We start from the raw sequence: 26,633 nt of genomic DNA on the forward strand, positions 1-26,633 counted from the left end.
TTTTCGCACTACACGGTAGTTTGCTTCTATCCCTAACGCATTTATTTTTTAATCAAAAACCTTATCTATAATAGCTTGATGACGTCTTTTAAAACGTGCACTTGAACCTGCTGCTGGCGCCGAACGGTACTCTTCCGAGGCACATTCTAACCTAGCTAATTCAAAACGTTCTAACATATAACTCCAAGCTCCCATATTTTTAGGTTCTTCTTGCGCCCAAACATAACGTTCTACATTTGGATACTTGTCCATTACTTCTTTAATTTTATCATTATGTAATGGGAACAATTGCTCTATACGAACTAAAGCTACATCTTCTCTTTCTAACTTTTCACGTTCTGCTAATAAGTCATAATAAAATTTACCTGTACAGAACACCATTTTCTTAACTTTTGATGTATCGATAGTATCATCAATCACTTCTTGGAAAGTTCCGTTTGCTAAATCTTCAATAGGGTTTACTGCTTTTGGTAAACGTAATAAACTTTTTGGTGTGAAAACAATTAATGGTTTTCTAAAATCACGCTTCATCTGACGACGCAAAATATGATACATATTTGCTGGTGTAGAACAGTTTGCTATTGTCCAGTTATCAGTTGATGACGATTGTAAGAAACGTTCAATTCTACCTGATGAATGCTCTGGTCCTTGACCTTCATACCCGTGAGGTAGTAACATTACCAATCCGTTTTGTAACTTCCATTTATCTTCTGCTGAAGAAATATACTGGTCGAACATAATTTGTGCTCCGTTGGCAAAATCACCAAACTGAGCTTCCCAAATGGTTAGGGTATTTGGAGCTGCCATTGCATATCCATAATCAAAACCTAACACTCCATATTCTGATAAGTGAGAGTTGTAAATAGTCATCTCTCCTTTATTCTTAGGGTTTGTGTTTAATAAATTTACACGCTCTAAAGTTTCTTCATCACGCATAATTGCATGACGGTGAGAGAATGTTCCTCTTTCTACATCTTCTCCTGAAATACGAACATCGTATCCTTCTTCTAACAACGTACCGTATGCTAAGTTTTCAGCTGTACCCCAATCTAATAAGTTATCTTCAAAAACCATTTTTTCACGACCTTTTAAGATACGTTCTGCTTTACGAACAAACTTGTGTCCTTCTGGTGTTTTTGAAATAACTCTTGCAATGCCTTTTAAACCATCTACTGAATAGGTTGTATCTACAGGCTGTAACATATCTTGTAATTGCTTACGTACAAACCCATCCCATACATCAGGCATGAACTCTTGAATTTTAGACGTTTCTTTCTTTTTAGATTCTGTAAATTCAGCCTCTAAATGCGCCTTAAATTCATCTGTTATTTTCTGTAAGTAGTCCGTTGTTATACTTCCTTCTTCTATTAATTTATTAGCATAAATTTCTCTTGCATTTTTATGCTTAGAAATTGCCTTATATAATTTTGGCTGAGTAAAACGTGGTTCATCTCCTTCGTTATGACCGTATTTACGGTATCCTAATAAGTCAATAAAAATGTCTTTGTTGAATTTCATACGATATTCAACAGCCATTTCCATAGCGTGACAAACAGCCTCAGCATCATCAGCGTTTACGTGTAATACTGGAGATAACGTTACTTTAGCTACATCAGTACAATACGTACTTGAACGAGCATCTAAATAATTGGTTGTAAAACCAACTTGATTATTTACTACAATGTGTATAGTACCTCCTGTTTTGTATCCGTTTAATTGTGCCATTTGCACAACTTCATACACAATACCCTGAGCCGCAACGGCCGCATCACCATGTACTAGAATTGGGAGTATCTTATTTTCGTTTCCTTCGTAGTCTTTATCAATTTTAGCTCTAACTATTCCTTCAGCAACTGCATCAACAGTTTCTAAGTGAGATGGATTTGGAACTAAATTCATCTTCATTTTTTGTCCACCTTGATACGCTTTGCTTAAGGTTAAACCTAAATGATACTTAACATCTCCATCTATATCTTGATCTTCAAAATCTTTTCCTTCAAACTCACTAAATAAATCGCGAATAGGTTTTTTAAAGATGTTTACCAAAGTGTTTAAGCGTCCACGATGTGCCATTCCTAACACGCATTCTTCCACTCCATACAATTCAGCCGCGTCTCTAAGCGCTACACTTACCCCTGGAATTAATGTTTCTCCTCCTTCAACAGAGAATCGTTTTTGACCTACATACTTTGTTTGCAAAAAGCTTTCGAAAGTTGATGCTTGATTTAGCTTCGTAAGAATATACTTCTTAGACTCTACATCATAACTTGGATGGTTAGCATTCTTATTCAAACGCTCATTCCACCACTTTAACTCCTCAGGGTTGCGTACATACATATACTCAACTCCAATGCTTTCGCAGAAAACAGACTTTAAATAGTTTATAATTTCTGCTAAACTTTTAGGTCCTATTCCTAAAATCTCTCCTGCATTGAAAACAGTGGATAAATCTGATTGATTTAATCCAAAATTTTCAATATCTAATGTTGGAGTATATGTTCTTCTATTTCGTACTGGGTTTGTTTTGGTAAACAAATGGCCACGGGTACGGTAACCGTTAATTAAATCGATTACTAAAAATTCTTTACGTACTTCTTCAGGGACTTCTACCGAAACTTCTTCATCTGTTAATGAGTATTTCTCGTTAGCCAAATCATATCCTTGAAAAAAACTTCTCCAACTTGGTTCTATCGCATCAGGATTTTTTTGATATTGTTCATACAAATCACCTATAAAACCTGCATGTGCTGCGTTTAAGAACGAAAACTTGTCCATATATTTTGTTATACTTTTCTATCAATAAGAATAATGGAGACAAAAGTACAACTTTTACGAAAAATACCATTCCTTTTTAGTCTAATTTTAAACTCTTTAACGAGTATTAGCTTTTTGTTAAATTTCAGTTAAAAACATAATTCCCTTAAAAAATAAACAACTGAAATCCAGAGATAAGTAATTTTAATCTTACTTTTTTTAAAAAATAATTTGCAGATATAAAAAATCCCCTTAAATTTGCACTCGCATTTTAAGACAAGTATGTTTTAAATTCCTCCTTAGCTCAGTTGGTTAGAGCATCTGACTGTTAATCAGAGGGTCCTTGGTTCGAGCCCAAGAGGGGGAGCAAAGGCAAGGTAGAAGCCGATAATTTCTACAGTACATATATATTGTTCTACATGAACATTCCTCCTTAGCTCAGTTGGTTAGAGCATCTGACTGTTAATCAGAGGGTCCTTGGTTCGAGCCCAAGAGGGGGAGCAAAACAAAAAAAATCAATCTTTTTTAGATTGATTTTTTTGTTTTAATGATTTTCACCAACTGCTCTATTCATTACATCTTTTTTTATATTTATCTTCTCTATAAATGTCTTTTTCACCTCAAAATACACAACATTGTAATACAATCTAAGAATACTATAGTATCAGATAAATAACACCTAAACCTATTGTAATATAATCCCGTTTCTTCATCTTCATACTGCCCTTGGTAACGAAATAGGATAAAAGAACGTTTTTTCTACCTTAAAACTACGAGCTTTTCCGTATATATCCAACTCACATTCCCATACTTTTTTACCACTACTATGATATGCTTGTATAGGTGTACCTATAAGTTTTTTTGAAATTTTATAAGCGAAGCAGATAGCATAATGCGAAAAAACTACAGCATCGCTGCTGTGCTTTATATTTTCTTGCCCCTTTGCCGCTTACTCATACACGACACGAGCGTGACGCTCGCGCTAGCGGGGGGAGATATCTAACTATAATAAAGCTGTTTTGCAACGCATTAACGATATAGAAAAATTAGATAATAGCACTAAAAGTATCTTATTTAACCTTATTGATACCCACATACAAAACTTTAAAACTAAACAAGCATTTGCGCAATAAAAAACCACAGCTTAAAACTGTGGTTTTGATTTTTTGAATGTTTTTTATTAAAAAATGAAAAGTGCCAATTTAGGACACTACCGATTCTAATCATAAGCATCACCATAATTAGAAAAACTTTGTAGAGTCCAATACCATTCTTTTCCTTTTGACTCATATATTCTTTCTAATAACTCTGTAAAACTTTTAGCTATAATCATACTGTCTTCAGGATGCGAATGAGTTTCAATAAAACTATCATAACAATAACCTTTTTTTTCACCCTGAGACAAATCAATACTAATATACTGCCCTAATCCTTCTGACGATGCTATTAGATACCAATTATTACTTATATCACCCTCTAATTCTTCCCAAATTATATCATCTTCTGGAAATAATACAGTGTTTGTAACTTTAAATTCCTGATAAGACACTATTTTTATTCCAAATGATTCATTCTTATAGAAGTCTATCCCATCGTAATTTTGATAAAAATACTTTAAGTCTTCAGGCAGTAGAATCTCCTTATCCAATTCTTTTCGATTAACGCGAATCAATTCACAGTTTGAATCTCTCTCAATCAATTCTAAAATATTGACTATACTCATAATAGTTTGATTATGTACAACTCTTAATTGCTTTAGCTAAATTGTCTTTTACAGCTTCAGTAATATTTTTATTTGTATAAATATACTTATGAAATTCTTTATAGAATTCTCTTCTTACTGATTTTGGTACTTTGGCTGCATCAAACATAGTTTCTGAAAGTTCTTGCATTTGTTTAGCTGAAATATTTTTCCAATTACCTCTTACTTTTCCAAAGTTATCCTTCATCCATTGTCTTTCAGCCCTATGTGCAGCATCATGTAAATCCTTTGTTAATTGAATTGTAGGTTGAGAAGATTGTCTACTTACATAGCCTGGAATATTATGTTTAGCCCAAGCATCCATAATATTATGATGATTAAAAAGTCCTGGACTTTTATTTCCATAATTAACTATATCATACAAATTCCCTGCCAACCCGAGTGAGTCTATCCACATATTGCTATCGTGAACATAAGCATAAAAATTAGGCTCTCCAGAAAGTAACCCAATGGGATCTTTACTTATGTAAGTTCCTGACTCTGGAGAGTAGTATCTAAACCTATTGTAATACAACCCCGTTTCAGCATCTTCATACTGCCCTTGGTAACGAAAAGGAATGAACGTTTTTTCTCCCGTAAAACTACGAGCTTTTCCGTATATATCCAACTCACATTCCCATACTTTTTTACCACTATTATGATATGCCTGTATATGTGTACCTATAAGTTTTTTTGAAATTTTATAAGCGAAGTGGATAGCATGATGCGAAAAAACCACAGCATCGTTGCTGTGCTTTATATTTTCCTGACTCTTTGCCGCTTACTCATACACGGTACGAGCGTGACGCTCGCGCTAGCGGGGAGGATATGCAATAAGTTACAAATTAGTTCCAGCGGAATATTTATACCACCTTTATAATAGGCGATTTATCTTTATATAAATCAACTTTAAACATCTTACTACCCACTAAATCTTTTTGATAGAAAAAATTTTTATGTAATGAAGAACTCCCTTTTACTCCTACACCTACTGACTCATCACTCTTTAACTTACTCTTAATTTTATTAAAAACTCTTTTTATTGACTTATCGGGTGTTTTTGATATAACTCTTAAAGAGATTCTCTCTATAATTTCTTCTGTTTCTCTTCCTCCAGTGCCCTCTATTACATAATTACAAATAGTCTCATCATACAAACTACCGTTCTCATTATCTATTTTTTTGGTAGAAAGATAAAAATTCAAATTCCTACCTCTTTTATTAGCTATGACAGTAGATAAATTATTAGAGCCTATTTCAACTTTAACTATTGAATTATCATCAACTCTTTTTTCTAAATAAAATACACAATCTTCCTTTTCTATAACTTCTAAAATAAAAGAATAAAAATTCGACAACGACATTACTAAATTTATTCGAGACATTAATTACAACTTGTTTTTACTTTTGAACGATAATCAGAATCTTAACCATAAGCTTCAAAACTAACATCTTCACCTACATCCAAAACGTCCTTTAAAACTTCTCTTTCTCTTATTGTACCAGTTTTACCATCTGCAAGACTCCTTCCTACGTTTATGTGATATACACTACCATCTGCCCTTTTAAAAGAAGCATCCATACGTCTAATATCTTTTAAACCTCCCGTAGTGTCAATCATAACTTCTGTTTTTGAGCCACCTCCAATGCGTTCAATACCTGGTTTAGCTTTTTTCTCTAGCTATAATCTCATCTATTTTAGCATTGTGGTCTCCCGTTCCTTTAGCTTTAGGACCTGGTTTTCTATAAGGTGTTCCATCACTTTTTGTCTTACTCATCCACCTTTGACTAGCTAAACCTAAAACATCAACATAACTATTGCTATCGTGAACATATGCATAGAAGTTATCACCACCAGCCAATCCAATGGGGTCTTGATATTGGTCAGGTTAAAGTATACTGTAATTAAATCAATCCCAATCAAACACCCCTAAATATTTCAACCCTTTAAAACTATCATCTAAATCATTAACACTTAAATCTTCATCTCCATAATACAAAATAGCATTAGGTTTTAAAATATTTTCTTCTTCACATTTTCTCAAAACTTTTTCTGCTAAATCAGAATCTGGCAACGTATTAAATAACAACTCTTTAATTCCAATATCCCCTATTTCAAAACCAATAAAATCATTATCATAGGAGTCATCATCTATGTATTTACAAAATTCACAACGCTCAAAATTATTTCCTGACTCATAATTGTTATAAAAATCTGTTAAGTCAAAAAATTTCTCAAATGTTTCTAGTGAGCCCTCAAAACTACCAACCCACACATGTAATTCATCCATAGTTATTTACAGTTTATTTTTTTTAATTTCTTCACATATTTACCATGCATTTCAGATATAATATTCTTTGCCTCTTGCTTACTTGTTGCTGCCTTCAACTTGGTTATTAATTCCTTATGAAAACGAGCAGAAGCTGGAGAATTATTAACTCCTGATGAAACATGAGGCCCTGAGAGCAAACTTCCTTTCCCATCAGGTACATTTTCAAAGAACACATCTGAAGTTTTGATTGTCCTTTCTGACAACTCATCATAAGAAAATCCTAGTTTTTTTGCTTTCACCGCCTGAGAAACAGGAAACATTTCATGATTTCCACCACCATGCATTGCTCTCATTGCATTTTTAACAGATTTCAAATTATCTTTCACATCACTTTCTGATGCTGTATCCCACCACTTTTTAAACCCTCCTCTCTCCCAAGGAGCTAATCCAAAAACATCAACCCAAGAGTTAGAATCACCAACATAAGCATACATATTAGGATTGTTCCCTAATAGTCCAATGGGGTCTTGATTTACATAAAGCTTCTAATTGTGCTGCGGTGGGTTGCCCGCCAAAATCTTATTGTGCCACTGTACAAACTCCTACCATGACTATCGGGAGAGCCTTTACTGCCTGTGTGTTTAGGATGCTATTTCTCGGCACTTTTACTACCCGCTGCTTCTAACAGCGTCTTGGCTTTGTTGTAATCTCTGTCTTTGATTGGCATATCTTTGGTTTTAAGGTTGTTTTGTTTTTTATACCATGCTTACTCTTTGACGGCACGAGCGAGACGCTCGCGCTAGCAGGGGCTACCACTCTCTTTCCATACTACTAAGTACTTCTTTTTTTTGTTCCTCGGTTTCAAGTTGAGAATTGCTAAACCATGAGATAGCATATTCTTTGCCTTTTTCTATACAATAAATAGCCGCTAGCCTTATAGATTTTCTAAAATCCAAAAACTTCGAATAATCTTTCAGCCATTCATCGTTTTTTTCTATACCAGAAATAATACTTTTTAAATCAGGGTAAGTATTAAAGAGATTAAATGCACCTTGTTCAATGTTTGCAATGATAATTTCAGAAACTTCATCTGTTTGCTCAAAAGAATTCATAGGAATAGATATAAAACCCGAATCTGAATCTTTGTAATACCCAATTGACCCTGAAATAATCGGATAAGAATTTAAAAAATCTTTGATAATCTTTTTATCTAATGCATTAACTTTTCTATAGTAAATACTCGATGTTACTCCAATATAGACATAATTAGAAAAGTTTCCTCTACCTTTTCTTTCAGAAAAAGTAATTATCTCTTCTCTACCATTTTCTTTAGCCTTTTTGATAAAACTATCTTTCCCTTTTTTTGAATATTCTTTATCCAAGAGGAATATACCTACTTGCTCTATTACTGATTTTAATAATTCACTCATGTTAAGTACATCTTATAACTCTTACATTATCAATTTTAGTTACCCCTGCTGCTTTTGCCTTTCCTCCCGTAGGATTAATCTTGTGATTCCCACTATTTACTTTAGCATCAAAAGCTTTTTGTTTTTTACCATAACTAGCAGTTTGGGAGTTTTTCACTTCTATTCCTGTTACCTTTCCTGTTTCAACATCTTGTGTAACAATATCATACCTTCTGATTTGTCCAGTTTCTGAATCTTTGAATGAGATTTCCTCTCCTAACACTTTTGTTTTAGGGTCAGATTCTAACTGGTTTAAAACATCACTTACAGCATCACTACCAGGAACTGAATCACCAGGATTCTTAGGTAAAAATTTCCCTAGAGCATCTCTACCTTGTTCTACCCATCCAAATGGGTCTATCCAACTATTGGAATCATGAACATAGGAATATAAACTCATACCCCCCTTTAACCCAATGGGGTCTTGGGAAATGTAAGTTCCTGTATCAGGTGAATAGTATCTAAATCTATTGTAATACAAGCCCGTTTCCTCATCTTCATACTGCCCCTGATATCTAAAAGGAATGAACGTTTTTTCTCCCGTAAAACTACGAGCTTTTCCGTATATATCCAACTCACATTCCCATACTTTTTTACCACTACTATGATATGCTTGTATAGGTGTACCTAAATGATCGGTAATAATAGAATAAGTTTCATTGTTTTGTATTTTTGCTTGTGGTACAAAGCTATCTTCTTCAAAAATCCAAGTAACTAAATCTTCCTTTTCCGACAGACTCCATTCGTGTAAAGGCACATTTTTATCGTACACCCAATAGGTTATTTTTTGGTCGTTGTATTGTTTACTTATACGCCTGCCTAAAGCATCATACGTAAATGAAATAACATCTTTATTAGGTTGTATTACCTGAGAGAGCATTCCGTTTTCTTCCCATGTATAACGCCAAACCTCAACACTTTTTTTAGCTCTTTTTTCTACTAAATTACCATTAGCATCATAGTTATATTCAAAATCTGGGCACGATAGTAACTGACCTGCTTTACCATAGGTTCGTTCGTTTTGGGCTTCGGTTTGGTATAAATTACCTACTGCATCGGGTAGTTTATAGTCAAAACTACCATCTGAATACCCTGCTTTGGCTAAGTTATTAAAAGCGTCATAACTAAAAGCAACTCCTTTGTTTGCTATATTATCAAAAATTCGGGTAAGCTTGTCGTTTATATCCCAACTATAGCGCCTATGTGTGGTTTGTTTTTCATTTACTGAAACCGCATGTACTTCAGGTTTTCCGTCGGGTCTTCTTTGCCAAGTATTGGTTACTCCTCCTGGTAAGTTACGTTCTATTTCTAAACCTAAAGCATCATAGGTATATTGTGCTTGCCAACTCGCTTCTTCTGTTTTGGCTAATGTATTGGCTATTGAGTTGTCTTTATTACGAGTAATAACTATGTTTGCTCCTAAACTACTTTCTAAATGGGTACGATAACCCATGGCGTTATAGGTGCTTTTTACCTCAATACCGTTTTGGGTTTCGGTTATTATATTTCCTGTTTCATCTCGTTTAAAAACAACAGTAGCGTTTTTATTTATAGCCTGAACTAAAAGTCCGTTTTTATCGTATTGATAAGTTTCTTTATCTCCGCTTGGGTAAACTACTTCGCTTACTTTTCCTAAACGATCGTATGTTATTTTGGTACTTACTCCTAAAGGGTCTATTTTTTCAACTACATTTCCTACTGGATTTGTTAAATAACGTTGAGTTTTTCCATCAAACCCTATTTCTTTAACAATGTGTCCTGCTGCATTGCGCTTAAAGCTATATACGTTTTTTTCTTCGTTAACTATGGCTTTTAAGTTATCGGCTCTGTCGTATTTAAAAAGTATTTCTGTATTGTTTTGTTTGCGACTTAAGAGTTTGCCTGCAGAATTGTATTTAAAATTTATATTATGTTGAGCGTCTTTTAGTTGTATTAAATTACCTAGGGCATCATATTTTAAGTTAATACGGTTGGCTTCCATAGTAACAATGCTTGTTACGCGCCCTAAACTATCGTATCGATAATTTTCTGCTATATTTTCGCTGTTTTTTATCGTTAGTACTCTACCTAACTCATCATATTTCCACTCGGTTACTACTTTATTATGATCGGTTATGGTATTTAATTGATAGTTTTTAGTATATGAGATATAGGTTCGTAAACCATTGGGGTTAATAACCGTGGTTAGTAAATTGTTTTCGTATTCGTAACGTGTTATATCGTTAGTATATCCTATTTGTGTTACAAGTTGCCCAATTTCGTTATATTCTAACAACATAACAGCTCCCATGGCATTGGTTACGCTTGTTAGTTTATTGTTTTCATAAGTATATAAGAGTTCTGCTCCATTTGGTAACCGAATATGAGTTTGGTTTCCGTATACATCGTAACCGTAATAGGTGTTTTGCCCAAGAGCATCTGTATAACAAATTAGGTTATCGTTTAAATCATACTCCCAATATTCGCTGTGCCCTAAGGGGTTTTGTACTTCTACTATTTTTTCGTCATTAATATAATACGTAGTCGTGTTTCCTTTTCCATCTGTTATTTTAGTAATGCCTTTTTCGTATGTAAACTTTTCTACACTTGTACCATCTGTAAATCCTCGTTTGATACATTTTGGTTCGTCTGTTTTATTTTCATATTGCCAATAAAATACGCTTCCATTACCATCTATTTTTTTCGTTAAAAAGTTGTTATTGTATTCGTATTGCTCTGTAATGCCTTCACTATTTGTTACCGAAGTTAATCTATTTTCTTCATCGTATTCATAGCTCACCAACGTATGCATTTTTCCTTCTGCCAGCACTTGCACCTGTACTATAAGATTATTTTCGTTACGTAAAAAGGTAATTTCACGATTGGCGGTATCGGTAATAAGCGTTAACATTCCGTTTGTATAATTCAAATCAATACTAAATTGATATTTTTGAACATTCGTTAGCTTATAATGGTTGTTTCCTAAAAAATTATCTTTGGTAAACACATACCATAAGTCTTCTTCGTAATTTTCTAGAATAATTTGATTTCCTTTACGTTGATAACTAATTTTTTCGTCTTTAAATACGTTTTCTTCTCCGTCTTCTACATAAGGTATGGATACAATGCTTCCATTGTTTTTTTTCCAGTTAATATATTGTTCGTGAACAACTAACTCTAAATATTGGTCAAAATTATGTGTCCAAATAGTACCTAAATCACTTTTATTATAGGTTACCCAAGATTGGTTATTTCGTTTCCATTCAAACGGAATAATTCCTGGCAATTCAAAATCGGTATTTTGGATGTTTAACTGTCCGGTTGGGATGTGTAACATAGCTTTTTTCTTTTTTAGGTTTTATGATGGGCAATTACAACCTTTCTTTAATTTTTTAGCAAGTTTTTTAAAGGTTTTACCTCCAAATTTCATTAAAAACTTTAGGCCTCCTAGCATTGCGAGTTTCATAACAACTCCCATTAAATCGGGTACTTGAGGTCCACCTACAATAACAGGAGGTCCTGCTGGAATAGGTATTGTGGTAGTGGTAGGTGTGTACATATTTGGCGATCCTAAAGGAATCCCTATACAACTACAAGTCATCATATTATAACTTGCAACACTAAAATAAGAGCTATCTACTTCTACTGTTTTACTACCAAAAAAGTGCAATCCTTCATGGTCTATTAACGGCATAGTAGCAGGATAAAATCCGGCTCCTAAAGGAAAGTGTTTTATGGTTCCTAAAGTAGCCATGGTACCTGCATTTGCTCGTTTTTGATTGTTTACATACACATTGGTTCCTATAACAGGAATATAATCCATTGGGTCGAAAATCATTCCTATAAAAGGGTGTGGTATAGGAATTGGTGCTGGTGATGGTGGTATAGTTACAAAATGAATATCTATACCCATTGCTATATTTGTATGTTTTGATGCTGGTTGCATATTCTTTTAGGTATTTGTTATCATACTAACTGGTTGTATCATTTCTTCTGGCTTAGGTTTTTTCCAATGTTCTCCCCAAATACTCTTTGCCAAATTTTCAACTGTTATTACTGCATCTTTCTCATTGTTTACATGGTATTTATCATACAGTTTTTCGCACACTAAAAAAAAAGTTGTGTAACGTAACATTGTTTTATCCAATTCTTTTACCGTTTCAAAACAGTTGTTAAGTAACTTGTAGGCTTCTTTACTGTTAAATTGTTTTACAGATAATTCGGAAGCTAACCTGATTGATTCTATATAAGTTGGATATACTTGATAGCTTTTAGCTGTTTCTGCTGTTTTTAAATAGTATTCAATAGCTTCACTTTTATTTCTTTTTACATGGTAAGTGGCTGCTGTAAAATTGTATCCTTGAATTAATAAACTCTCACAAACTGTATCGTCTTGAGCAATTCCATCATAGCAAACTGTTAAAGCGTTTTTAAATTTAACCAATGCTTTATCGTACTTTTTAAGCTGAAAGTATGCACTACCATAAGTAATAAGCACCGTTGCCTCTAAACTTTTATTGGCTGCTTCTTTAGCTACTTCAATACCTTTATTTCCCCACAATTCAACTCCACGTATGTTTTCTTTTTGAAGCTCTTCAAATATGTTTAAAAGACAGGTATTTATAGCTATTCCTGGTTCATGAGCATCTCCAGAAGAAGCTACTATTTCTTTCATAGCCTGAAACATCTTTAAATTGGCTTCTATACTTACTTCTTTTACCTCGTTTGGTATATACCTAAAAGCTTTACTATCTTTATAATCTACAACCATTATTTGTAAATTATCTGGAAGCTTTTCAGTTAAAGACAACACCCAATTTCCCCATTGTTTTCCTAATTGTTTTAAATTTTGAGGTAATAAAACTAGCACCAACCTAGCATTATTAGAAATAGCTTGTGCAAAAGAACTCATACACTCCAAGAACTCTTGTTCTCTATTCTTTACAGCTGTATTCTCATAAGGCTGACTTTGCCATTGTGGTAAAAGTTTTTTAGGAACTTCATCTCTATACTGTTTATTATTCCATGTGTCAATCCAAGCATTTTTTAGGTTTAAAGCAAAAGATTCCTCTTTATTATCGAAAAAAGGTATTGTAAACGGGAAAAAGAATTCTGACAAAACTCCATGTTCTCCCGATTCTAACAACACAAAAGCTTCTAACATTCTATACTCATTTTCTTCAATAAGCCATCTTACCAGTTTTGTGTCTTCTTTTACTTTTCTATACCATTTTGTTTGTAGTTGTGTAATTCTATGTGTTATAGCATTATTCTCCTGCATAGCTAATTAATTTAGTTTAAGCTTAGCTTAACATTTCCTTTTACACTAGTATTCATTCCTTGAATATCTACACTTTTCCCTTCTACACTATATTTACTCGACTTAGTTTCTTGTGTTTTAGATTCTATTTTAAGGTTCGATTTTGTTTTTATTTCTACTAAATCACTTCCCTCTTGTACTATTTTCTTAGAGTTTACAGAAACTTCGTCTTTACCATCTATAGTTACAGATTTACTAGCTTCTATTTTAATTTCTTCTGAACTTAACGTTATACTTTTAGGTGCACTAATGCTAATGGTTTCATCTCCATTCAATGTAACCGTGCTTCCACTTGGATCACTAACTGTTATTTTTCCTTTTCCTTCATCATCATCAAACGTTATGGTACTTCCACTACGAGTTGTAATGCTTTTTATTTTATTGTTATCACTTCCTCCTGCTCCTGTTTTTCCATTAAAAAAACTTCCCATTACAAATGGACGATTAGGAGTATTATACCTAAACCCTATCATTACTTGATCTCCTTCTTCTGGTACAAAAACAAACCCTCTATTAACATTCACTTGATCACTTTTACCACCATCGGGAGTTAGTACTGGTATCCAACTAGATTTCATATTATCTACTTGCCACTGGAATTTTACTTGAACTCTTCCTTTATTTTCTGGATCTTTGTTGGATACGACTGTAGCTAGCTGTGGTTCAGCAATTGGGAAATTAACTTCAAAATTGGTAGGTAAAACTTCTACACTAGAAGCTATTGCGGTAAAGCTATTTTCATATCCATCTTTAAAGGCTTCATGCTCTATTTCAGTTATAATATACTCTCCATAAGGCTTCTGCTCTTTTGCTCCCTCTCCATCTTTAAACCCTGTTGCTAAAACTTTAATTATAGATCCTACAGTTAAACTTTGTTTGTTTGATTTACCTTTAATTACATGACTATTTGCCATTTTTGACGATCGTAAAGCTTCTATCGCTTTTTCTATTTTAGATTTGTCGTTAAAAACACCATTTAAATGTTGATTAGACGCTAATTTAAACACGTCTTTAGACGCTTTAAATGAATGAGCTCCTAATTCGTTAAGACCTTTTACATTTCCTTTTACTTTTTCTGAATGTTTTTCATCTAATAAACTGTTATAGGAAAATGCACTAAAATTATTTGGTTTTGTTTCAATACCTATATGTAAAGAAGGTAAATCTTTTCCATAAATAAGCTCTATAGCTGCTTTTTGAGAAGAAGGCTTGCCAAATAATAGTTTTTGACCATCGTAATATAACCATTCATTATATTGTTTTGCTAAACGTTTAATTAGTGTATAATGACTTTCGTTATATTGACATTCATATTCTATCTCTTCTTTAAAAACTGGGGTTACCTCAGCTTTAACACTAGCTTGCTCTGTTACATCTTTTATTATGGTAGATAACTCTTTTTTTAACCAAGACTGCAAGTGTTTACCTGCCTCTAACAAAATGGTTTTTGAATAGCCTGATACATGCAACCTACTCTCAAACCCGTTGTTATGTACTAACTCTATATTAGTTATTACTCCTGAAAAGCTATAATCTTCAAAAACAATCATCATATCTTTTCCTAGCCATTTTTTAGAAGCATCTATTGTATGTGTTCCTAACTTTTCAATAACTTGATAATCTAATTCAACACAGAAAAAGTGATGATTATATATTTGTTGCGCCAAGCTTATTGATTCATAATAATCAATAAACTGCCCGTCTATACTAATTTTAGTATCAAATTTTTTCATAATTTATTTTTTTTATTCGTAAAAGGCAAAATCTTTAACATTACCTTTCTTTTTTAATAAAGACGTTAAACTTTTTTTTACTCTAACCATCTCCTCATTAGTAACACTATGATTATCTGAACTAATCCTATAAATACGATTATCATAAGTTACCCATATCCAATTTATTGTATTGAATTTTATTTCTTTTTCTCTGTACTTTTTTAGATTATTAAAAACTGTGTGTGCATCGCTAATTTTATCAAAATCCCATTCTTCAATACTTATACACAAATCATTGTATTCTTGTTTTTCTTTTAACGATAAAACAGAAAGCGTTTTTAAACTTTTAACTTTTAAAAAAGACGTGTTTTCAAAACTTCGTGCTAATTCTTCTAAAAAAACTTTAGGATATTTTTTATAAATCTTTTTTTGAGATTCAGTAACCTCACAAAGATTAAAATCATCTTTTAGCTCCTTAAACAATTCATTAAGATAGCTATTGTCTTCTTTCAATTCAGAAAACACTGTATAATACTTGTTGTCTTTCTTTTGACCTAACAATGATGTACTTTTACATGCAAACAAGAAAAACAATAAGATATATATGTAACTATATGATTTTTGAAAAATCATTTATTAAGGTATTAGTTTTAGTATCGGTCTAGTAGCTTTTTTATAAATAACTTTTGCCAATTTATTCAAACTAACTTCTTCTTCACTACTACACTTTGTAATTTGCTTAATTAAAGTATTGAATCTTTCCCATTCTCCAACTCCACATATTTCAACACAACCTATTGAACCAAAACCCGCTAAAGGGTTAGCAGGACCTCTATGTATAAAAAAGCCTGAATAAACTCTCCAAGCCATTTCTCGCATTGTAGTTATATAACTCCACTGCAGTGTATATTCTTGATTATCTTGAAGACCTACAACATGCGCTGCTTTAAGTTTTGTACGTTTTACACCAAACCTAATAGCTTTAAATTCATGTGTTTTTTGAGTTTCAAGATTTTTTACATACACTTTATATAAAGGAACCTCATATCTTTTTTTATCAGGACGATAAGGATAACTAGTGATTCTAGCTAATCCTTCTTTTTCATTTGTAACAACTATCTCTACCTTTTTCATATAGCTTAGGTATTAAAAAAGGCAATACCTAAGTTTAAAACTTAGGCATTGTTTTATATTAAGCTACTGGCCAACGATTGTCTAAGTTAGCGTTACCAATTAATAATTCTTCAGCTGAGAAAGTAACTGTTAATTTCATTGGAATTTCGTTGTTTACATCTAAATCTTCTTTGAAATAAACGATATAAGCGTTTTTAAACTCCACTTCTTTCATTTTTGAATCTTCTTCTGTTTTCTTGAAAACAATTTTTCCATCTACAGACTTAAATTGGCTATTCACCATTGCCTCGATAACAGAAGTATCTGATGTAGATTCAATAGTTAAAGTAACTCTTCCTCCGTTTACACTTGAAGATGGCTTACCTTTTGTGTCTGTGTTTCTGTTTAAGCTGTACTCAGCTTGTAATACGTCGAATTCTTTTCCTGCGAATTCGAAACTTGCTCTAAATGATCCCATAGTTTCTTTTTTTTGGGTTGAATAATTAATTTAAAACACTTTTAGAGCTTTCTCAATAAAAAAAGAGAAAGCTTTAAACAATATAAAACCTTCTCTTTTTTTATTTTTTGGCGCCATTCTATAAGAAGAAAGAAGATAACAAATATTGCCTTGTGTCGTAACAAATATAAAACTAAATAACTAACTTCCAAACGTTTCATTTAAAAAAATAATTGTTTTTTAGTAATTTTAATATAAAAACTAGTTTTAAAGACATATTATTTTCCTCTATTTTTGCACTATGCAGCTCCCTAATAAACTTAATAAAAAACTCAATCAACGAAAAATAAATAACGCTTTAAGAAACCTCGGTAAAGAGAATTCTTTTGTCGATTTTTCTTCCAATGATTATTTAGGATTTGCTAAATCAGAGATGATCTTTGATAAAACACATCGGTTTTTAGTTGATAACAATCATAAGGTTAACGGAGCTACAGGATCTCGCTTACTTTCTGGAAATCACAAACTATATACAATAGTTGAAAAACAGCTAGCTAAACTTCATAATTCTGAAACTGCTTTAGTTTTCAACTCTGGTTACGATGCTAACATCGGTTTTTTTGCTTCGGTACCTCAACGTGGTGATATTATTTTATTTGATGAACTTATTCATGCTTCTATAAGAGATGGAATTCAATTATCTAATGCTAAATCTTTTAAGTTCAAACATAATGACACAAAAGATTTAGAAGAAAAAATACTTCGGTTTACTCAGAATAACGATTCAGAAATTTATGTGATTACCGAATCTATTTTTTCTATGGATGGAGACTCTCCTGACTTGACAGCAATGTCACAAATTATCAAAAAATATAGAAATGTACATTTTGTTGTAGATGAAGCACATGCTTTGGGGGTATTTGATTTTGGGCTCATTCAAAAATTACATTTAGAAGATGTGGTTTTTGCCCGAATTATTACCTTCGGAAAAGGTTTAGGCTGTCATGGAGCAGCCATTTTGGGAAGCAAGCAACTACAACAGTATCTTATTAATTTTTCTCGTAGTTTTATTTACACTACTGGTTTACCGCCACATGCCCTAGCTACAATAAAAATTGCTTACGACGAATTAATTATTAGCGATTCTAAAGCACAACTTCAACAAAATATTCAACATTTTATTTCAGAATCCAATAGGTTGCGATTAAACTTCATTCAAAGTACTTCTGCCATTCATTGCTGTATTATCTCTGGCAATGAACATGTAAAAAATATGGCTTTGCAATTACAACAACATGGTTTTGAAGTAAAGCCTATTCTATCCCCAACCGTTCCTACAAACCAAGAACGATTACGTTTTTGTTTACACGCTTATAATTCTAAAGAAGAAATTACAAATGTTTTAGAGAACCTTGCTACTTTTGTTTAAAAAATACAATGCAAGATAATTATACCATTTTAGCTGTGTTTGAATACTCTACTGAAGCACAAGTTGTAAAGGCTAAATTAGATTCAGAAGATATTAGAACCATGTTAATGGATGAAAAAACAATTGATTCTGATCCTTTAATTAGTCAAGCCATTGGTGGAGTTAAGCTATTGGTACACAATAATGATTTAGAAAAAGCTGCTACTGTTTATAACGAAATAAGAACTTACGTAAAGGATGAAGAAGGAAACGACATTCATTGTCCAAAATGTAATTCTACAAAAATATTAGTTGCCGATTTACAACGTAAAAACATCTTTTTTATGCTCTTTCCTTTTTTTGAAAGTAAGAAATTCATCTGCAACGATTGTAAAACAATTTTTAAATGAAAAAATATTTTATTACTGGAATCTCTACAGAAGTAGGAAAAACCGTTGCTGCTGCTATTGTCACAGAAGCTTTGCAAGCAGATTACTGGAAACCTATTCAGTCAGGTGACCTAGAACATTCTGATACTCATAAGGTAGAAAAACTAATTTCTAACTCAACCACTGTTTTTCATCCAAACGCATATGCGCTACAAACACCAATGAGTCCACACGCATCCGCAGAAATTGATGGAGTGACTATTGAAATTGACAACATAAAAGAACCTTCGACTAAAAATAATTTAGTTATTGAAGGGGCTGGTGGATTGTTAGTGCCTCTTAATGATAAAAACACCTTGTTAGACATTATCAAACCTGATTATAAAGTTGTTGTTGTGTCTCGTCATTATTTGGGAAGTATCAATCACACCCTATTAACAGTTAACTTATTAAAAGAAAAAGGATTTGAAGTATCGTTGATTTTTTCAGGAAACGAACATAAAACAACGGAAGACATTATCAAAAAAATGACAGATGTTCCTGTAATTGGACGGATTGAAGAAGAACCTTATTTCGATAAGAATGTGATTAAAGAATACGCTGAATTATTTAAAAGTAATTTATAAATGAAACCTGTTACCGCAAAACATCTTTGGTCTTTTCCTTTAATTTTTGGTTTTTTAGGAGGAGTTATAGGGCTGGTTTTGCGTTATGCTTTTACAGGAAGCATTGCTAACTTTCCGTTTAAGTTTGTATTGCACTCCCATTCTCACATTATGTTATTGGGTTTTGTTTTCAATGCTTTAATTCTACTCCTTTTTACAAGGTTTACGAATGGAATTGATAACACTTCTTATCGATTATATCTTGCTTTACAGGTTTGTGTTGCCATTTTGTTAGTAGGGTTTATCATTCAAGGGTATGCATTGGTTACTATTACATTCTCTACCTTACACTTGTGGATTAGTTACTGGTTGGTAATTAGACTATGGAAACGATTAATTGGTAAAAAATCAACTTTAACATTAATAAAAGTAGGAATTATCTTTCATTTTATTTCTTCCATTGGTCCGTATGCACTTGGACCTTTAATGGCAATGAAAATGCAAAGTTCCCCTTGGTATCAACAAGCTATTTTTTTCTACTTACACTTTCAGTATTTCGGTTCCTTTTTTCTTTGGATGCTTGCCATTCTTTTTCAAAGAACAACTGTTGAGCTATCAAAAAAACAAATCATCTTAATTATTAGTGCTCTTGTACTATTATATACACACTCATTAAAATATAGTTTTAATCATCTGGCTATTCAAATTATAGGAGGTATTAGCTCAATAATTTTGACACTATTTTTCCTAAAACTAAAGAAATCATTTTCAAAACAAAAGCTTACATACCAATTGTTTTTTGGGATACTACTATTTATCGGAATTATAAATTGCTTTGGCAGTATTCCTTACTTTTCTAACTTAGTTATAACGAACAGGTTTATGCTCATAGCTTGGTTACATTTACTATTTTTAGGAATGTACCTGCCTTTTATTTGGATGGAATTGGAGACAAAAACCCATACAAGTACCTGGATTGCTTATACCTTTTTCTTACTCACTTCAGAAGCTTTTTTAGTTTTTCCTGCATTTTTTTCTGAATTGTTTTCGGCCTCAATTATGTGGCTATTGTTTATTGCCTATTTCGGAGTGGTTTTATGTATTTCTATTGTACATTTGACAGCTCTTTTTCAAAAGAACGAAACCTATGAACTTACAAGAACGCGATAAAAAACATTTGTGGCATCCGCTAAAACAACATCAAACACATCCAAATAGTTTAGGAATTGTAAAAGCAAAAGGATGCATACTAACCGACGAACACGGTAACGAATATATTGATGCTATTTCATCTTGGTATACCTGTATGTTTGGGCATTGTAATGATTACATTACAAGTCGCGTATATGAACAAATGCAAACATTAGATCAAATAATGTTTAGTGATTTCACCCACGAACCCGCCGTAAAATTATCAGAAGAATTGATTAAAATTCTTCCTGAAAATCAAAATAGAATCTTTTTTAATGATAATGGATCTACTGCTGTAGAAGCGGGAATTAAAATGGCTTTACAATACTATTTTAACAAAGGGGAAAAACGTAACACGTTTATTGCTTTTGAGGATGGTTTTCATGGAGATACCTTCGGAGCGATGTCTGTTTCTGGATTATCAGTATACAATGGCCCATTTGAAGATTTTTTAATGGATATTCAACGTATTCCTGTGCCAAACGGTGAAAATAATGAAACTATCGCACAAAAATTGCAACAGATTATTTCAGAACATAATGTTGCCGGATTCATATACGAGCCTTTAGTTCAAGGAGCAGCTGGAATGAAAATTCATAAAGCAGAAGATTTAAATAACATCTTAGCAATTTGCAAAGAAAATAACATTTTAACTATTGCTGATGAAGTAATGACTGGTTTTGGAAAAACTGGTAATCATTTTGCTTCTGATGAAGTCGCTACCAAACCAGACATCATATGCTTAAGTAAAGCATTGACAGCTGGATTGGTTCCTATGTCAATTACTTCATGTACCGAAGAAATTTATAGGGCTTTTTTAGATAATGATATTGCCAAAGGTTTTTTCCACTGCCATACCTATTCTGCAAATCCAATAGCTTGTAGTGCTGCATTGGCTAGTATTGAGTTATTACAAACCAAAGAGATTCAGGACAACATCCAATTTATTGAAAACTCTAATATATCTTTTTCCGAAAAGATAGAAAATCACCCAAAAGTAAACACCACAAGATGTAAAGGTGTCATTTTAGCGATTGATTTAAACACCAATTCTGGTCGTTATGGAACGCTTCGAGACCAACTTTTAAAGTCTTTTATGGATGAAGGCGTTTTCTTACGTCCGTTAGGAAACACTATTTACATTCAACCACCTTATGTAATTACGAAAGAGCAACTTGAAAAAATATATACAACTATTGAAAAAGTTCTAGATAGTCTCTAGAACTTTTTCCTTTTCTAATAAATTAATCTCTTCTTGAGTTTCTTTAATATGAACGTATAAATCTTCGTAAACCCATTCTCCATCTATCTTAATTCCTCTAACAATAAGAGTTCCTTCTCCTTTATCTCCTCTTATCGGAATAGAAAAATCTACATTTCCATCGTCATTGGTAAGAGAAATATTTCCTGATGGAATTCCATATTTTTCAATAGGTTGTCCCAAGTTTTCAATAACCAACTCGTTTTTAGATGCCTGCTCAATAGCATATTCAACAGGAGTAGAACTTGTCATTATTTTCGACACTCCAAAAAATGCTGCACCTACACCTAAAACAATTAATAAAATAAACCCTAAACATCCTGTTAATGGTATAAACCACAACCAATTTCTTCCAAACCAACTTTTTTGACGTTGCTCACTCATAACTTCAATAATTTTATCCCAAGATAAATATTTTTATTTTCTTTAGAATACTTGATTTTACTTTTATTTTTGCTGAAATTTTATCGTGTTGAAAGAACTTATCTCTATAACATCATTTGCATCTGTTTCAGCCTTAGGAAGCACTACTGAAAAAATTTGGAAAAACTACCTAAATAAGCAACATTTTTTAAGCTCTAAAGAGTTTGAAGATTCTAAAGCATGGGTAGCACAATTGACTGATGAGGATATACACGCTATTGAGGAGGTTCAAAATTCAGATAATAAATATAAAAATTTAGATCCATCTGTTTTATACACGCTCTTTGTTGCTAGAAAAGCAATGGAACAAACAGACTGGAAATCTTCGGATAACTTTGGAATTAACATTGGTTCTTCTCGCGGTGCTACTTCTTTGTTTGAAAAATATCACAAAGAGTTTTTAGCTACAGGAAAATCATCTACCTTAAGCTCTCCAACTACTACTTTAGGAAATATTTCTTCTTGGATTGCGCATGATTTACAGAGTAACGGACCAGAGATTTCACATTCTATTACTTGTTCTACTGGCTTGCATTCGTTACTTAATGGTGTAGCTTGGTTACAATCGGGAATGTCAGAGAAATTTATGATTGGCGCTAGCGAAGCTTCACTAACTGATTTTACCATCGCTCAAATGCAGGCATTAAAAGTATATTCTAAAGAAAATGATGAATATCCATGTAAGGCTTTTGACCTCAACAAAACCAAAAACACCATGGTATTGGGAGAAGGTGCTTCTGTATTTTGTTTAGAGAGTGGAAGTAAAGAAAATGCTATCGCTTTTATTGAAGGGGTTGGATATGCTACTGAAGTTTTGAAACACAATACTTCTGTAACAACAGATGCAGAGTGTTTTCAAAAATCAATGAAAATGGCATTGGGTACTATTTCACCAAATGAAATTGACGCTATTGTAATGCATGCTCCTGGAACTATTAAAGGAGATCAATCGGAAATTAATGCGATTCAAAAAGTATTTTCTAACAAAGTACCTTTTTTAACTACCAATAAATGGAAAATCGGTCATACGTTTGGTGCTTCTGGCTTGTTAAGTTTAGAATTAGCCGTACTAATGCTACAACACCAACAAGTTATTGAAGTTCCCTTTGCTGAACCTCAACACACTCCAAAAAAACTCAATAAAATACTGGTAAACGCTGTTGGTTTTGGAGGAAATGCGGTTTCTGTTTTAATCATAACGAAGAACACTTAAAAACAATCGATAAGAGAGATTCTCTTGACAAAGAAAAATAAGAGTCATAAAATTCCGCTTTCGAAGCGGAATTTTTTATTTTTACCTCCACAAACAACTCGAATTTATGACTGAAATTAGACACGATTGGACGAAAGAGGAAATTCTAGAAGTATACAATAAGCCTTTAATGGAGCTTTTGTACGAGGCTTCAACTATGCATAGAAAATATCACGACCCAAATACAGTACAGGTAAGTACCTTAATTTCTATAAAAACTGGTGGGTGTTCTGAGGACTGCGGGTATTGTCCGCAGGCAGCACGTTATCATACCAATGTTGAGGGAAATGATTTGATGACTGTAAACCAAGTTAAGGCACAAGCTTTACGTGCCAAAGAAGGTGGATCATCAAGAGTTTGTATGGGTGCAGCTTGGAGAAACGTAAAAGACGGACCAGAATTTGACCAAGTGTTAGAAATGGTACGTACTATTAACAAACTAGACATGGAGGTTTGCTGTACCTTAGGTATGGTTACCGAAAATCAAGCAAAACGTTTAGCGGAAGCTGGTTTGTATGCTTATAACCACAATATTGATACTTCAGAAGATTATTACGATGATGTAATTTCTACACGTGCTTTTAAAGATAGAGTAGACACTATTGAAAATGTACGTAAAACAAATGTAACTGTTTGCTCAGGAGGTATTATTGGTATGGGAGAATCTTTAGAAGACAGAGCTGGAATGCTTGAAACTTTAACTCGCTTCTCTCCACACCCAGAATCTGTACCTATCAATGCATTAGTTGCAGTTGAGGGAACTCCGTTAGAAGAGCAACCTCCTGTAAACATTTTTGAAATGGTTCGTATGGTAGCTACTGCTCGTATTGTATTACCAGATTCACAAGTACGTTTATCAGCAGGTAGAACGCAAATGAGTAGAGAAGGTCAAGCAATGTGTTTCTTTGCTGGTGCAAACTCAATTTTTGCAGGAGACAAATTATTAACTACTCCAAATCCTGATATTAATGAAGACATGAAAATGTTTGAAGATTTAGGTTTAAATACACAAAAGCCTTTCTTTAAGCATGAACAAAGAGAATCTGTTGAAGCAGAAAACTCACAATACCAATCGTTAGGTGAAAAACCAAAATGGACAAGACCAGACCATAAAATTGAGCGTAACGAACAAAAGAAGCAAGAGGCTAAAGAAATAAGAGCCTAATATCAAATAAGAAATAACCGTTGAATTAAATTTAACGGTTATTTTTTTATCATTTTCACAAACAGCTCCATACCTTTTCTTCCTCCTGATGAATTGTAACAAGGTTCCATACTTCCTGTAAAATAGGGTGCGAAGTATTTTTCATATTCATTTTTATTCCCTCCAAAAGGTGGATGGTCTTCATTTAGTACTGCATCAAACAGCAAACCAACTAGTTTACCTTTATTAGTTAGTAATTCATGTGCTTTTTGTGCATACTTTAGTCTTAACCCTGGATTGATAGCGCAGAAAAAAGTCTGTTCTATAATCAAATCAAAAGTGCCTTTTAATTCAAAAAAATCAGCATGAATTAAATTTTCCTTTGGGAAGTTAGGAACTCTTTTTTGAATTCTTTTTAACGGTGTTGAAGCAATATCTACTACAAAAACATTCTTAAATCCTTTATTAAATAAACACTCCGCCTCGTATGAGTTTCCTCCTCCAGGTATTAAAACCTGAATACTTTTATCTTCTAATTGATCAACATATTCTTTTAACGGGTTGGATATCTTTCCTAAATCCCATCCTGTTTTATTATGTAAGTACTTATTATTCCAAAATGTTTCTGACAACTCTATCATTTCTTCTTACTTTTATTTTTACAAATTTAAAAATAAAGCTTATTTAATTTAACTACTGTTAAGATGATAACTTAATATCAAAAAAAGCGATGCTTAAACATCGCTTTTTTACTAGAAGTCAAACCCTATGTAAAATTGCCAGACTCTATTTTTGGGTTTGTCTTCATCATAAATATCATTCAATCCTAGATGGTACCTTACTCCTAAACTTACTCCACTATTTGTTTTAAAACCTCCACCAAAATTTAATCCCCAATCAAAATTCCTAGGATCAAACTCTTTTGAGGTATCATACAGAATAAAGCCACTATCAAAGGTTTCTTTATGTGCTATTGAAAGTCCTATTTGAGGCCCTGCCTCTAAAAAAAAGTTTTCAGAAGGATACAGTTTTACCATTAAAGGAAGATTTATATAATCTAGCTCTTGCTTATAAGTACCTCCTCCATCTATAATTTTATACCCTTGTTGTGAGTATAATAGTTCCAATTGAAGTGAAACACTATTTCCTATAAATGACTCTCCATAAAAACCTATATGAAATCCATGTAGCTGCTCTGTTTCCGAACCTCCATTAAAACTCACTGCAGACAAGTTATATCCTCCTTTAATACCAGCTTTGGACTTTTTACTACTATCTTGTGCAACTATAGATGCACTAATCATTGTTATAAATACTATTACTAACTGAATTTTTTTCATCTTTTATTGATTTAATTTTACGATCTACTTTCCACCATTAGCTTGTAAATCTGCTATACATTGGCTATCTAATGTTGGAATTTTATTTGATGAGAATACGTTTCCAATACCATGACTAGTTTCTGCTGCCCAATACATTAAACAACTTTCTTCGTTACAATGTTTTGGATGATCTACATCTTCATGGTCTATTTGTAAAGGGGTTCCTAAATTTGTAAGTCCTAAAATATGTCCGAATTCATGATGGATTACACTAGACTCTAATAAGCTTCTTTCTGGCTCAAATGTTCCATTGCTTAGTTCTCTAATAGTTTCTTCAAAAATTACAAACGATGTATTATAATATGCAGTGCCTAAAACAAAAGAAGAATCGGAATCTTTTGAAGATTTACCATTTATAAACAATGCCCAAACCGCTATGGTATTTTGTGTGTTATAATAAGTTCTATGCTCGTTTTCAATCGTTACAATATCATTGATTGTATATACTTCTTTTCCTATAGTAGGTATTGATTTCGTATATAATTCTACACCGTTTGGTTTGAAAGTTCTTTCTTCAATAAAGTTTTTAAAGTTATTCTTTGCCTCTTCAGTTGGTTCAAATCCTTCAACATAAGCTAACTCTACAATCATTTTTTTATAAACATTGTCTGATAATAACTCATTTGCTGATGCTCCCGTAGGTTTTCTATTCTCTTTTGCAACCTCAACACCATCATTAATTATTGGTTCACTTTCTTTGGAACATCCCCAAATCAAAACACTGAATAGTAAAACTGTAAAAAACTTTTTTCTCATT

General features: G+C 32.8%; 28 protein-coding genes and 2 tRNA genes. 9 read left to right on the top strand and 21 right to left on the bottom strand.

The window, feature by feature from the left end:
* Positions 1–48: 48 nt before the first annotated feature.
* Positions 49–2,775 carry a 2-oxoglutarate dehydrogenase E1 component gene (locus MHM83_RS01005; protein WP_173358896.1) on the bottom strand — a complete coding sequence of 909 codons (2,727 nt, stop codon included), beginning with the start codon at positions 2,773–2,775 and terminating at the stop codon, positions 49–51.
* A gap of 272 nt (positions 2,776–3,047) precedes the next feature.
* Here MHM83_RS01005 and MHM83_RS01010 point away from each other — a divergent pair.
* Together MHM83_RS01010 and MHM83_RS01015 are read left to right on the top strand one after the other, a co-directional pair.
* Positions 3,048–3,121, top strand: a tRNA-Asn gene (locus MHM83_RS01010).
* 60 nt (positions 3,122–3,181) lie between these two features.
* Positions 3,182–3,255, top strand: a tRNA-Asn gene (locus MHM83_RS01015).
* 114 nt (positions 3,256–3,369) lie between these two features.
* On the opposite strand, the gene MHM83_RS16215 is transcribed toward MHM83_RS01015, so the two are convergent.
* The 16 genes from MHM83_RS16215 to tssD form a co-directional block, all read right to left on the bottom strand.
* Positions 3,370–3,498: an RHS repeat-associated core domain-containing protein gene (locus MHM83_RS16215; protein WP_196781615.1), complete on the bottom strand. Its 129-nt coding sequence runs from the start codon at positions 3,496–3,498 to the stop codon at positions 3,370–3,372.
* Positions 3,499–3,973: 475 nt separating this feature from the next.
* Positions 3,974–4,477, bottom strand: a complete 504-nt coding sequence (locus MHM83_RS01020; protein WP_239178158.1) for an SMI1/KNR4 family protein — start codon at positions 4,475–4,477, stop codon at positions 3,974–3,976.
* A 10-nt stretch (positions 4,478–4,487) separates the two neighbouring features.
* Positions 4,488–5,234, bottom strand: coding sequence for an RHS repeat-associated core domain-containing protein (locus MHM83_RS01025; RefSeq protein ID WP_370641864.1), 747 nt, complete (start codon positions 5,232–5,234; stop codon positions 4,488–4,490).
* Between the two features lie 124 nt (positions 5,235–5,358).
* Complete coding sequence (locus MHM83_RS01035) at positions 5,359–5,880, bottom strand: hypothetical protein (RefSeq protein WP_239178159.1); 522 nt, start codon at positions 5,878–5,880, stop codon at positions 5,359–5,361.
* Between the two features lie 41 nt (positions 5,881–5,921).
* Positions 5,922–6,116, bottom strand: coding sequence for a hypothetical protein (locus MHM83_RS01040; protein WP_073182181.1), 195 nt, complete (start codon positions 6,114–6,116; stop codon positions 5,922–5,924).
* 43 nt (positions 6,117–6,159) lie between these two features.
* Positions 6,160–6,357 (bottom strand): hypothetical protein, encoded by a 198-nt coding sequence (locus tag MHM83_RS01045; RefSeq protein WP_073182182.1) that lies wholly within the window; start codon positions 6,355–6,357, stop codon positions 6,160–6,162.
* A 48-nt stretch (positions 6,358–6,405) separates the two neighbouring features.
* Complete coding sequence (locus MHM83_RS01050; RefSeq protein ID WP_073182183.1) at positions 6,406–6,786, bottom strand: immunity 22 family protein; 381 nt, start codon at positions 6,784–6,786, stop codon at positions 6,406–6,408.
* Positions 6,787–6,788: 2 nt separating this feature from the next.
* A complete protein-coding gene (locus MHM83_RS01055) occupies positions 6,789–7,262 on the bottom strand; it encodes a hypothetical protein (RefSeq protein WP_239178160.1) in 474 nt (157 codons plus the stop codon).
* 315 nt (positions 7,263–7,577) lie between these two features.
* Positions 7,578–8,198 carry a hypothetical protein gene (locus tag MHM83_RS01060; protein ID WP_239178161.1) on the bottom strand — a complete coding sequence of 207 codons (621 nt, stop codon included), beginning with the start codon at positions 8,196–8,198 and terminating at the stop codon, positions 7,578–7,580.
* 1 nt (position 8,199) lies between these two features.
* Positions 8,200–11,553 (bottom strand): RHS repeat-associated core domain-containing protein, encoded by a 3,354-nt coding sequence (locus MHM83_RS01065; RefSeq protein WP_304650996.1) that lies wholly within the window; start codon positions 11,551–11,553, stop codon positions 8,200–8,202.
* Between the two features lie 21 nt (positions 11,554–11,574).
* A complete protein-coding gene (locus MHM83_RS01070) occupies positions 11,575–12,162 on the bottom strand; it encodes a hypothetical protein (protein ID WP_047790812.1) in 588 nt (195 codons plus the stop codon).
* 6 nt (positions 12,163–12,168) lie between these two features.
* Entirely contained in the window at positions 12,169–13,497 is a 1,329-nt protein-coding gene (locus MHM83_RS01075; protein WP_239178162.1) for a hypothetical protein, read from the bottom strand.
* An 11-nt stretch (positions 13,498–13,508) separates the two neighbouring features.
* Positions 13,509–15,269 carry a type VI secretion system Vgr family protein gene (locus tag MHM83_RS01080; RefSeq protein WP_053056793.1) on the bottom strand — a complete coding sequence of 587 codons (1,761 nt, stop codon included), beginning with the start codon at positions 15,267–15,269 and terminating at the stop codon, positions 13,509–13,511.
* Positions 15,270–15,281: 12 nt separating this feature from the next.
* Positions 15,282–15,884 carry a hypothetical protein gene (locus tag MHM83_RS01085; protein WP_239178163.1) on the bottom strand — a complete coding sequence of 201 codons (603 nt, stop codon included), beginning with the start codon at positions 15,882–15,884 and terminating at the stop codon, positions 15,282–15,284.
* Positions 15,885–15,887: 3 nt separating this feature from the next.
* A complete protein-coding gene (locus MHM83_RS01090) occupies positions 15,888–16,385 on the bottom strand; it encodes a hypothetical protein (RefSeq protein WP_047790808.1) in 498 nt (165 codons plus the stop codon).
* 58 nt (positions 16,386–16,443) lie between these two features.
* Positions 16,444–16,842: a type VI secretion system tube protein TssD gene (gene tssD, locus MHM83_RS01095; RefSeq protein WP_073182189.1), complete on the bottom strand. Its 399-nt coding sequence runs from the start codon at positions 16,840–16,842 to the stop codon at positions 16,444–16,446.
* Between the two features lie 280 nt (positions 16,843–17,122).
* Between tssD and MHM83_RS01100 the strand changes: the two genes are divergently transcribed.
* The 5 genes from MHM83_RS01100 to bioA are packed head-to-tail and all read left to right on the top strand — an operon-like array spanning position 17,123 to position 21,636.
* Positions 17,123–18,250 carry an aminotransferase class I/II-fold pyridoxal phosphate-dependent enzyme gene (locus MHM83_RS01100; RefSeq protein WP_239178164.1) on the top strand — a complete coding sequence of 376 codons (1,128 nt, stop codon included), beginning with the start codon at positions 17,123–17,125 and terminating at the stop codon, positions 18,248–18,250.
* 8 nt (positions 18,251–18,258) lie between these two features.
* Positions 18,259–18,639, top strand: a complete 381-nt coding sequence (locus MHM83_RS01105) for a putative signal transducing protein (RefSeq protein WP_047790664.1) — start codon at positions 18,259–18,261, stop codon at positions 18,637–18,639.
* On the top strand, positions 18,636–19,244 hold the full coding sequence (gene bioD, locus MHM83_RS01110; RefSeq protein WP_047790665.1) for a dethiobiotin synthase: 609 nt from the start codon (positions 18,636–18,638) through the stop codon (positions 19,242–19,244). The genes MHM83_RS01105 and bioD overlap by 4 nt, the downstream gene beginning before the upstream one ends.
* On the top strand, positions 19,245–20,393 hold the full coding sequence (locus tag MHM83_RS01115) for a hypothetical protein (protein WP_239178165.1): 1,149 nt from the start codon (positions 19,245–19,247) through the stop codon (positions 20,391–20,393). It abuts the gene before it with no gap.
* Positions 20,371–21,636: an adenosylmethionine--8-amino-7-oxononanoate transaminase gene (gene bioA / locus MHM83_RS01120; RefSeq protein ID WP_239178166.1), complete on the top strand. Its 1,266-nt coding sequence runs from the start codon at positions 20,371–20,373 to the stop codon at positions 21,634–21,636. The genes MHM83_RS01115 and bioA overlap by 23 nt, the downstream gene beginning before the upstream one ends.
* Here bioA and MHM83_RS01125 read toward each other — a convergent pair.
* Positions 21,622–22,059, bottom strand: a complete 438-nt coding sequence (locus MHM83_RS01125) for a cytochrome c oxidase assembly factor Coa1 family protein (protein ID WP_047790668.1) — start codon at positions 22,057–22,059, stop codon at positions 21,622–21,624. The genes bioA and MHM83_RS01125 overlap by 15 nt on opposite strands.
* Positions 22,060–22,147: 88 nt before the next feature.
* On the opposite strand from MHM83_RS01125, the gene MHM83_RS01130 reads away from it, so the two are divergent.
* Together MHM83_RS01130 and bioB are read left to right on the top strand one after the other, a co-directional pair.
* A complete protein-coding gene (locus tag MHM83_RS01130; RefSeq protein WP_239178167.1) occupies positions 22,148–23,311 on the top strand; it encodes a beta-ketoacyl synthase N-terminal-like domain-containing protein in 1,164 nt (387 codons plus the stop codon).
* A gap of 106 nt (positions 23,312–23,417) precedes the next feature.
* A complete protein-coding gene (gene bioB, locus MHM83_RS01135) occupies positions 23,418–24,515 on the top strand; it encodes a biotin synthase BioB (RefSeq protein ID WP_073182195.1) in 1,098 nt (365 codons plus the stop codon).
* A gap of 38 nt (positions 24,516–24,553) precedes the next feature.
* On the opposite strand, the gene MHM83_RS01140 is transcribed toward bioB, so the two are convergent.
* The 3 genes from MHM83_RS01140 to MHM83_RS01150 all read right to left on the bottom strand — a co-directional run bounded on the left by MHM83_RS01140 (position 24,554) and on the right by MHM83_RS01150 (position 26,632).
* A complete protein-coding gene (locus tag MHM83_RS01140; RefSeq protein ID WP_125064421.1) occupies positions 24,554–25,135 on the bottom strand; it encodes an SAM-dependent methyltransferase in 582 nt (193 codons plus the stop codon).
* A gap of 111 nt (positions 25,136–25,246) precedes the next feature.
* Positions 25,247–25,834 (bottom strand): porin family protein, encoded by a 588-nt coding sequence (locus tag MHM83_RS01145; protein WP_239178168.1) that lies wholly within the window; start codon positions 25,832–25,834, stop codon positions 25,247–25,249.
* Between the two features lie 24 nt (positions 25,835–25,858).
* Entirely contained in the window at positions 25,859–26,632 is a 774-nt protein-coding gene (locus MHM83_RS01150; RefSeq protein ID WP_239178169.1) for a membrane metalloprotease, read from the bottom strand.
* Position 26,633 lies beyond the last annotated feature (1 nt).

It is taken from the genome of Tenacibaculum sp. Mcav3-52 (assembly GCF_022347665.1).
Classification (GTDB): Bacteria; Bacteroidota; Bacteroidia; order Flavobacteriales; family Flavobacteriaceae; genus Polaribacter; species Polaribacter mesophilus.

Coding starts and splice junctions, on each gene's coding strand:
- MHM83_RS01080 (WP_053056793.1), bottom strand. CDS start 15,269: ATGAAAAAATTTGATACTAAAATTAGTATAGACGGGCAGTTTATTGAT.
- MHM83_RS01115 (WP_239178165.1), top strand. CDS start 19,245: ATGAAACCTGTTACCGCAAAACATCTTTGGTCTTTTCCTTTAATTTTT.
- bioA (WP_239178166.1), top strand. CDS start 20,371: ATGAACTTACAAGAACGCGATAAAAAACATTTGTGGCATCCGCTAAAA.
- MHM83_RS01050 (WP_073182183.1), bottom strand. CDS start 6,786: ATGGATGAATTACATGTGTGGGTTGGTAGTTTTGAGGGCTCACTAGAA.
- MHM83_RS01145 (WP_239178168.1), bottom strand. CDS start 25,834: ATGAAAAAAATTCAGTTAGTAATAGTATTTATAACAATGATTAGTGCA.
- bioB (WP_073182195.1), top strand. CDS start 23,418: ATGACTGAAATTAGACACGATTGGACGAAAGAGGAAATTCTAGAAGTA.
- MHM83_RS01105 (WP_047790664.1), top strand. CDS start 18,259: ATGCAAGATAATTATACCATTTTAGCTGTGTTTGAATACTCTACTGAA.
- tssD (WP_073182189.1), bottom strand. CDS start 16,842: ATGGGATCATTTAGAGCAAGTTTCGAATTCGCAGGAAAAGAATTCGAC.
- MHM83_RS01075 (WP_239178162.1), bottom strand. CDS start 13,497: ATGCAGGAGAATAATGCTATAACACATAGAATTACACAACTACAAACA.
- MHM83_RS01035 (WP_239178159.1), bottom strand. CDS start 5,880: ATGTCTCGAATAAATTTAGTAATGTCGTTGTCGAATTTTTATTCTTTT.
- MHM83_RS01020 (WP_239178158.1), bottom strand. CDS start 4,477: ATGAGTATAGTCAATATTTTAGAATTGATTGAGAGAGATTCAAACTGT.
- MHM83_RS01040 (WP_073182181.1), bottom strand. CDS start 6,116: ATGATTGACACTACGGGAGGTTTAAAAGATATTAGACGTATGGATGCT.
- MHM83_RS01055 (WP_239178160.1), bottom strand. CDS start 7,262: ATGTATGCTTATGTTGGTGATTCTAACTCTTGGGTTGATGTTTTTGGA.
- MHM83_RS01100 (WP_239178164.1), top strand. CDS start 17,123: ATGCAGCTCCCTAATAAACTTAATAAAAAACTCAATCAACGAAAAATA.
- MHM83_RS01090 (WP_047790808.1), bottom strand. CDS start 16,385: ATGAAAAAGGTAGAGATAGTTGTTACAAATGAAAAAGAAGGATTAGCT.
- MHM83_RS01070 (WP_047790812.1), bottom strand. CDS start 12,162: ATGCAACCAGCATCAAAACATACAAATATAGCAATGGGTATAGATATT.
- MHM83_RS01085 (WP_239178163.1), bottom strand. CDS start 15,884: ATGATTTTTCAAAAATCATATAGTTACATATATATCTTATTGTTTTTC.
- MHM83_RS01140 (WP_125064421.1), bottom strand. CDS start 25,135: ATGATAGAGTTGTCAGAAACATTTTGGAATAATAAGTACTTACATAAT.
- MHM83_RS01005 (WP_173358896.1), bottom strand. CDS start 2,775: ATGGACAAGTTTTCGTTCTTAAACGCAGCACATGCAGGTTTTATAGGT.
- MHM83_RS01150 (WP_239178169.1), bottom strand. CDS start 26,632: ATGAGAAAAAAGTTTTTTACAGTTTTACTATTCAGTGTTTTGATTTGG.
- bioD (WP_047790665.1), top strand. CDS start 18,636: ATGAAAAAATATTTTATTACTGGAATCTCTACAGAAGTAGGAAAAACC.
- MHM83_RS01060 (WP_239178161.1), bottom strand. CDS start 8,198: ATGAGTGAATTATTAAAATCAGTAATAGAGCAAGTAGGTATATTCCTC.
- MHM83_RS01065 (WP_304650996.1), bottom strand. CDS start 11,553: ATGTTACACATCCCAACCGGACAGTTAAACATCCAAAATACCGATTTT.
- MHM83_RS01125 (WP_047790668.1), bottom strand. CDS start 22,059: ATGAGTGAGCAACGTCAAAAAAGTTGGTTTGGAAGAAATTGGTTGTGG.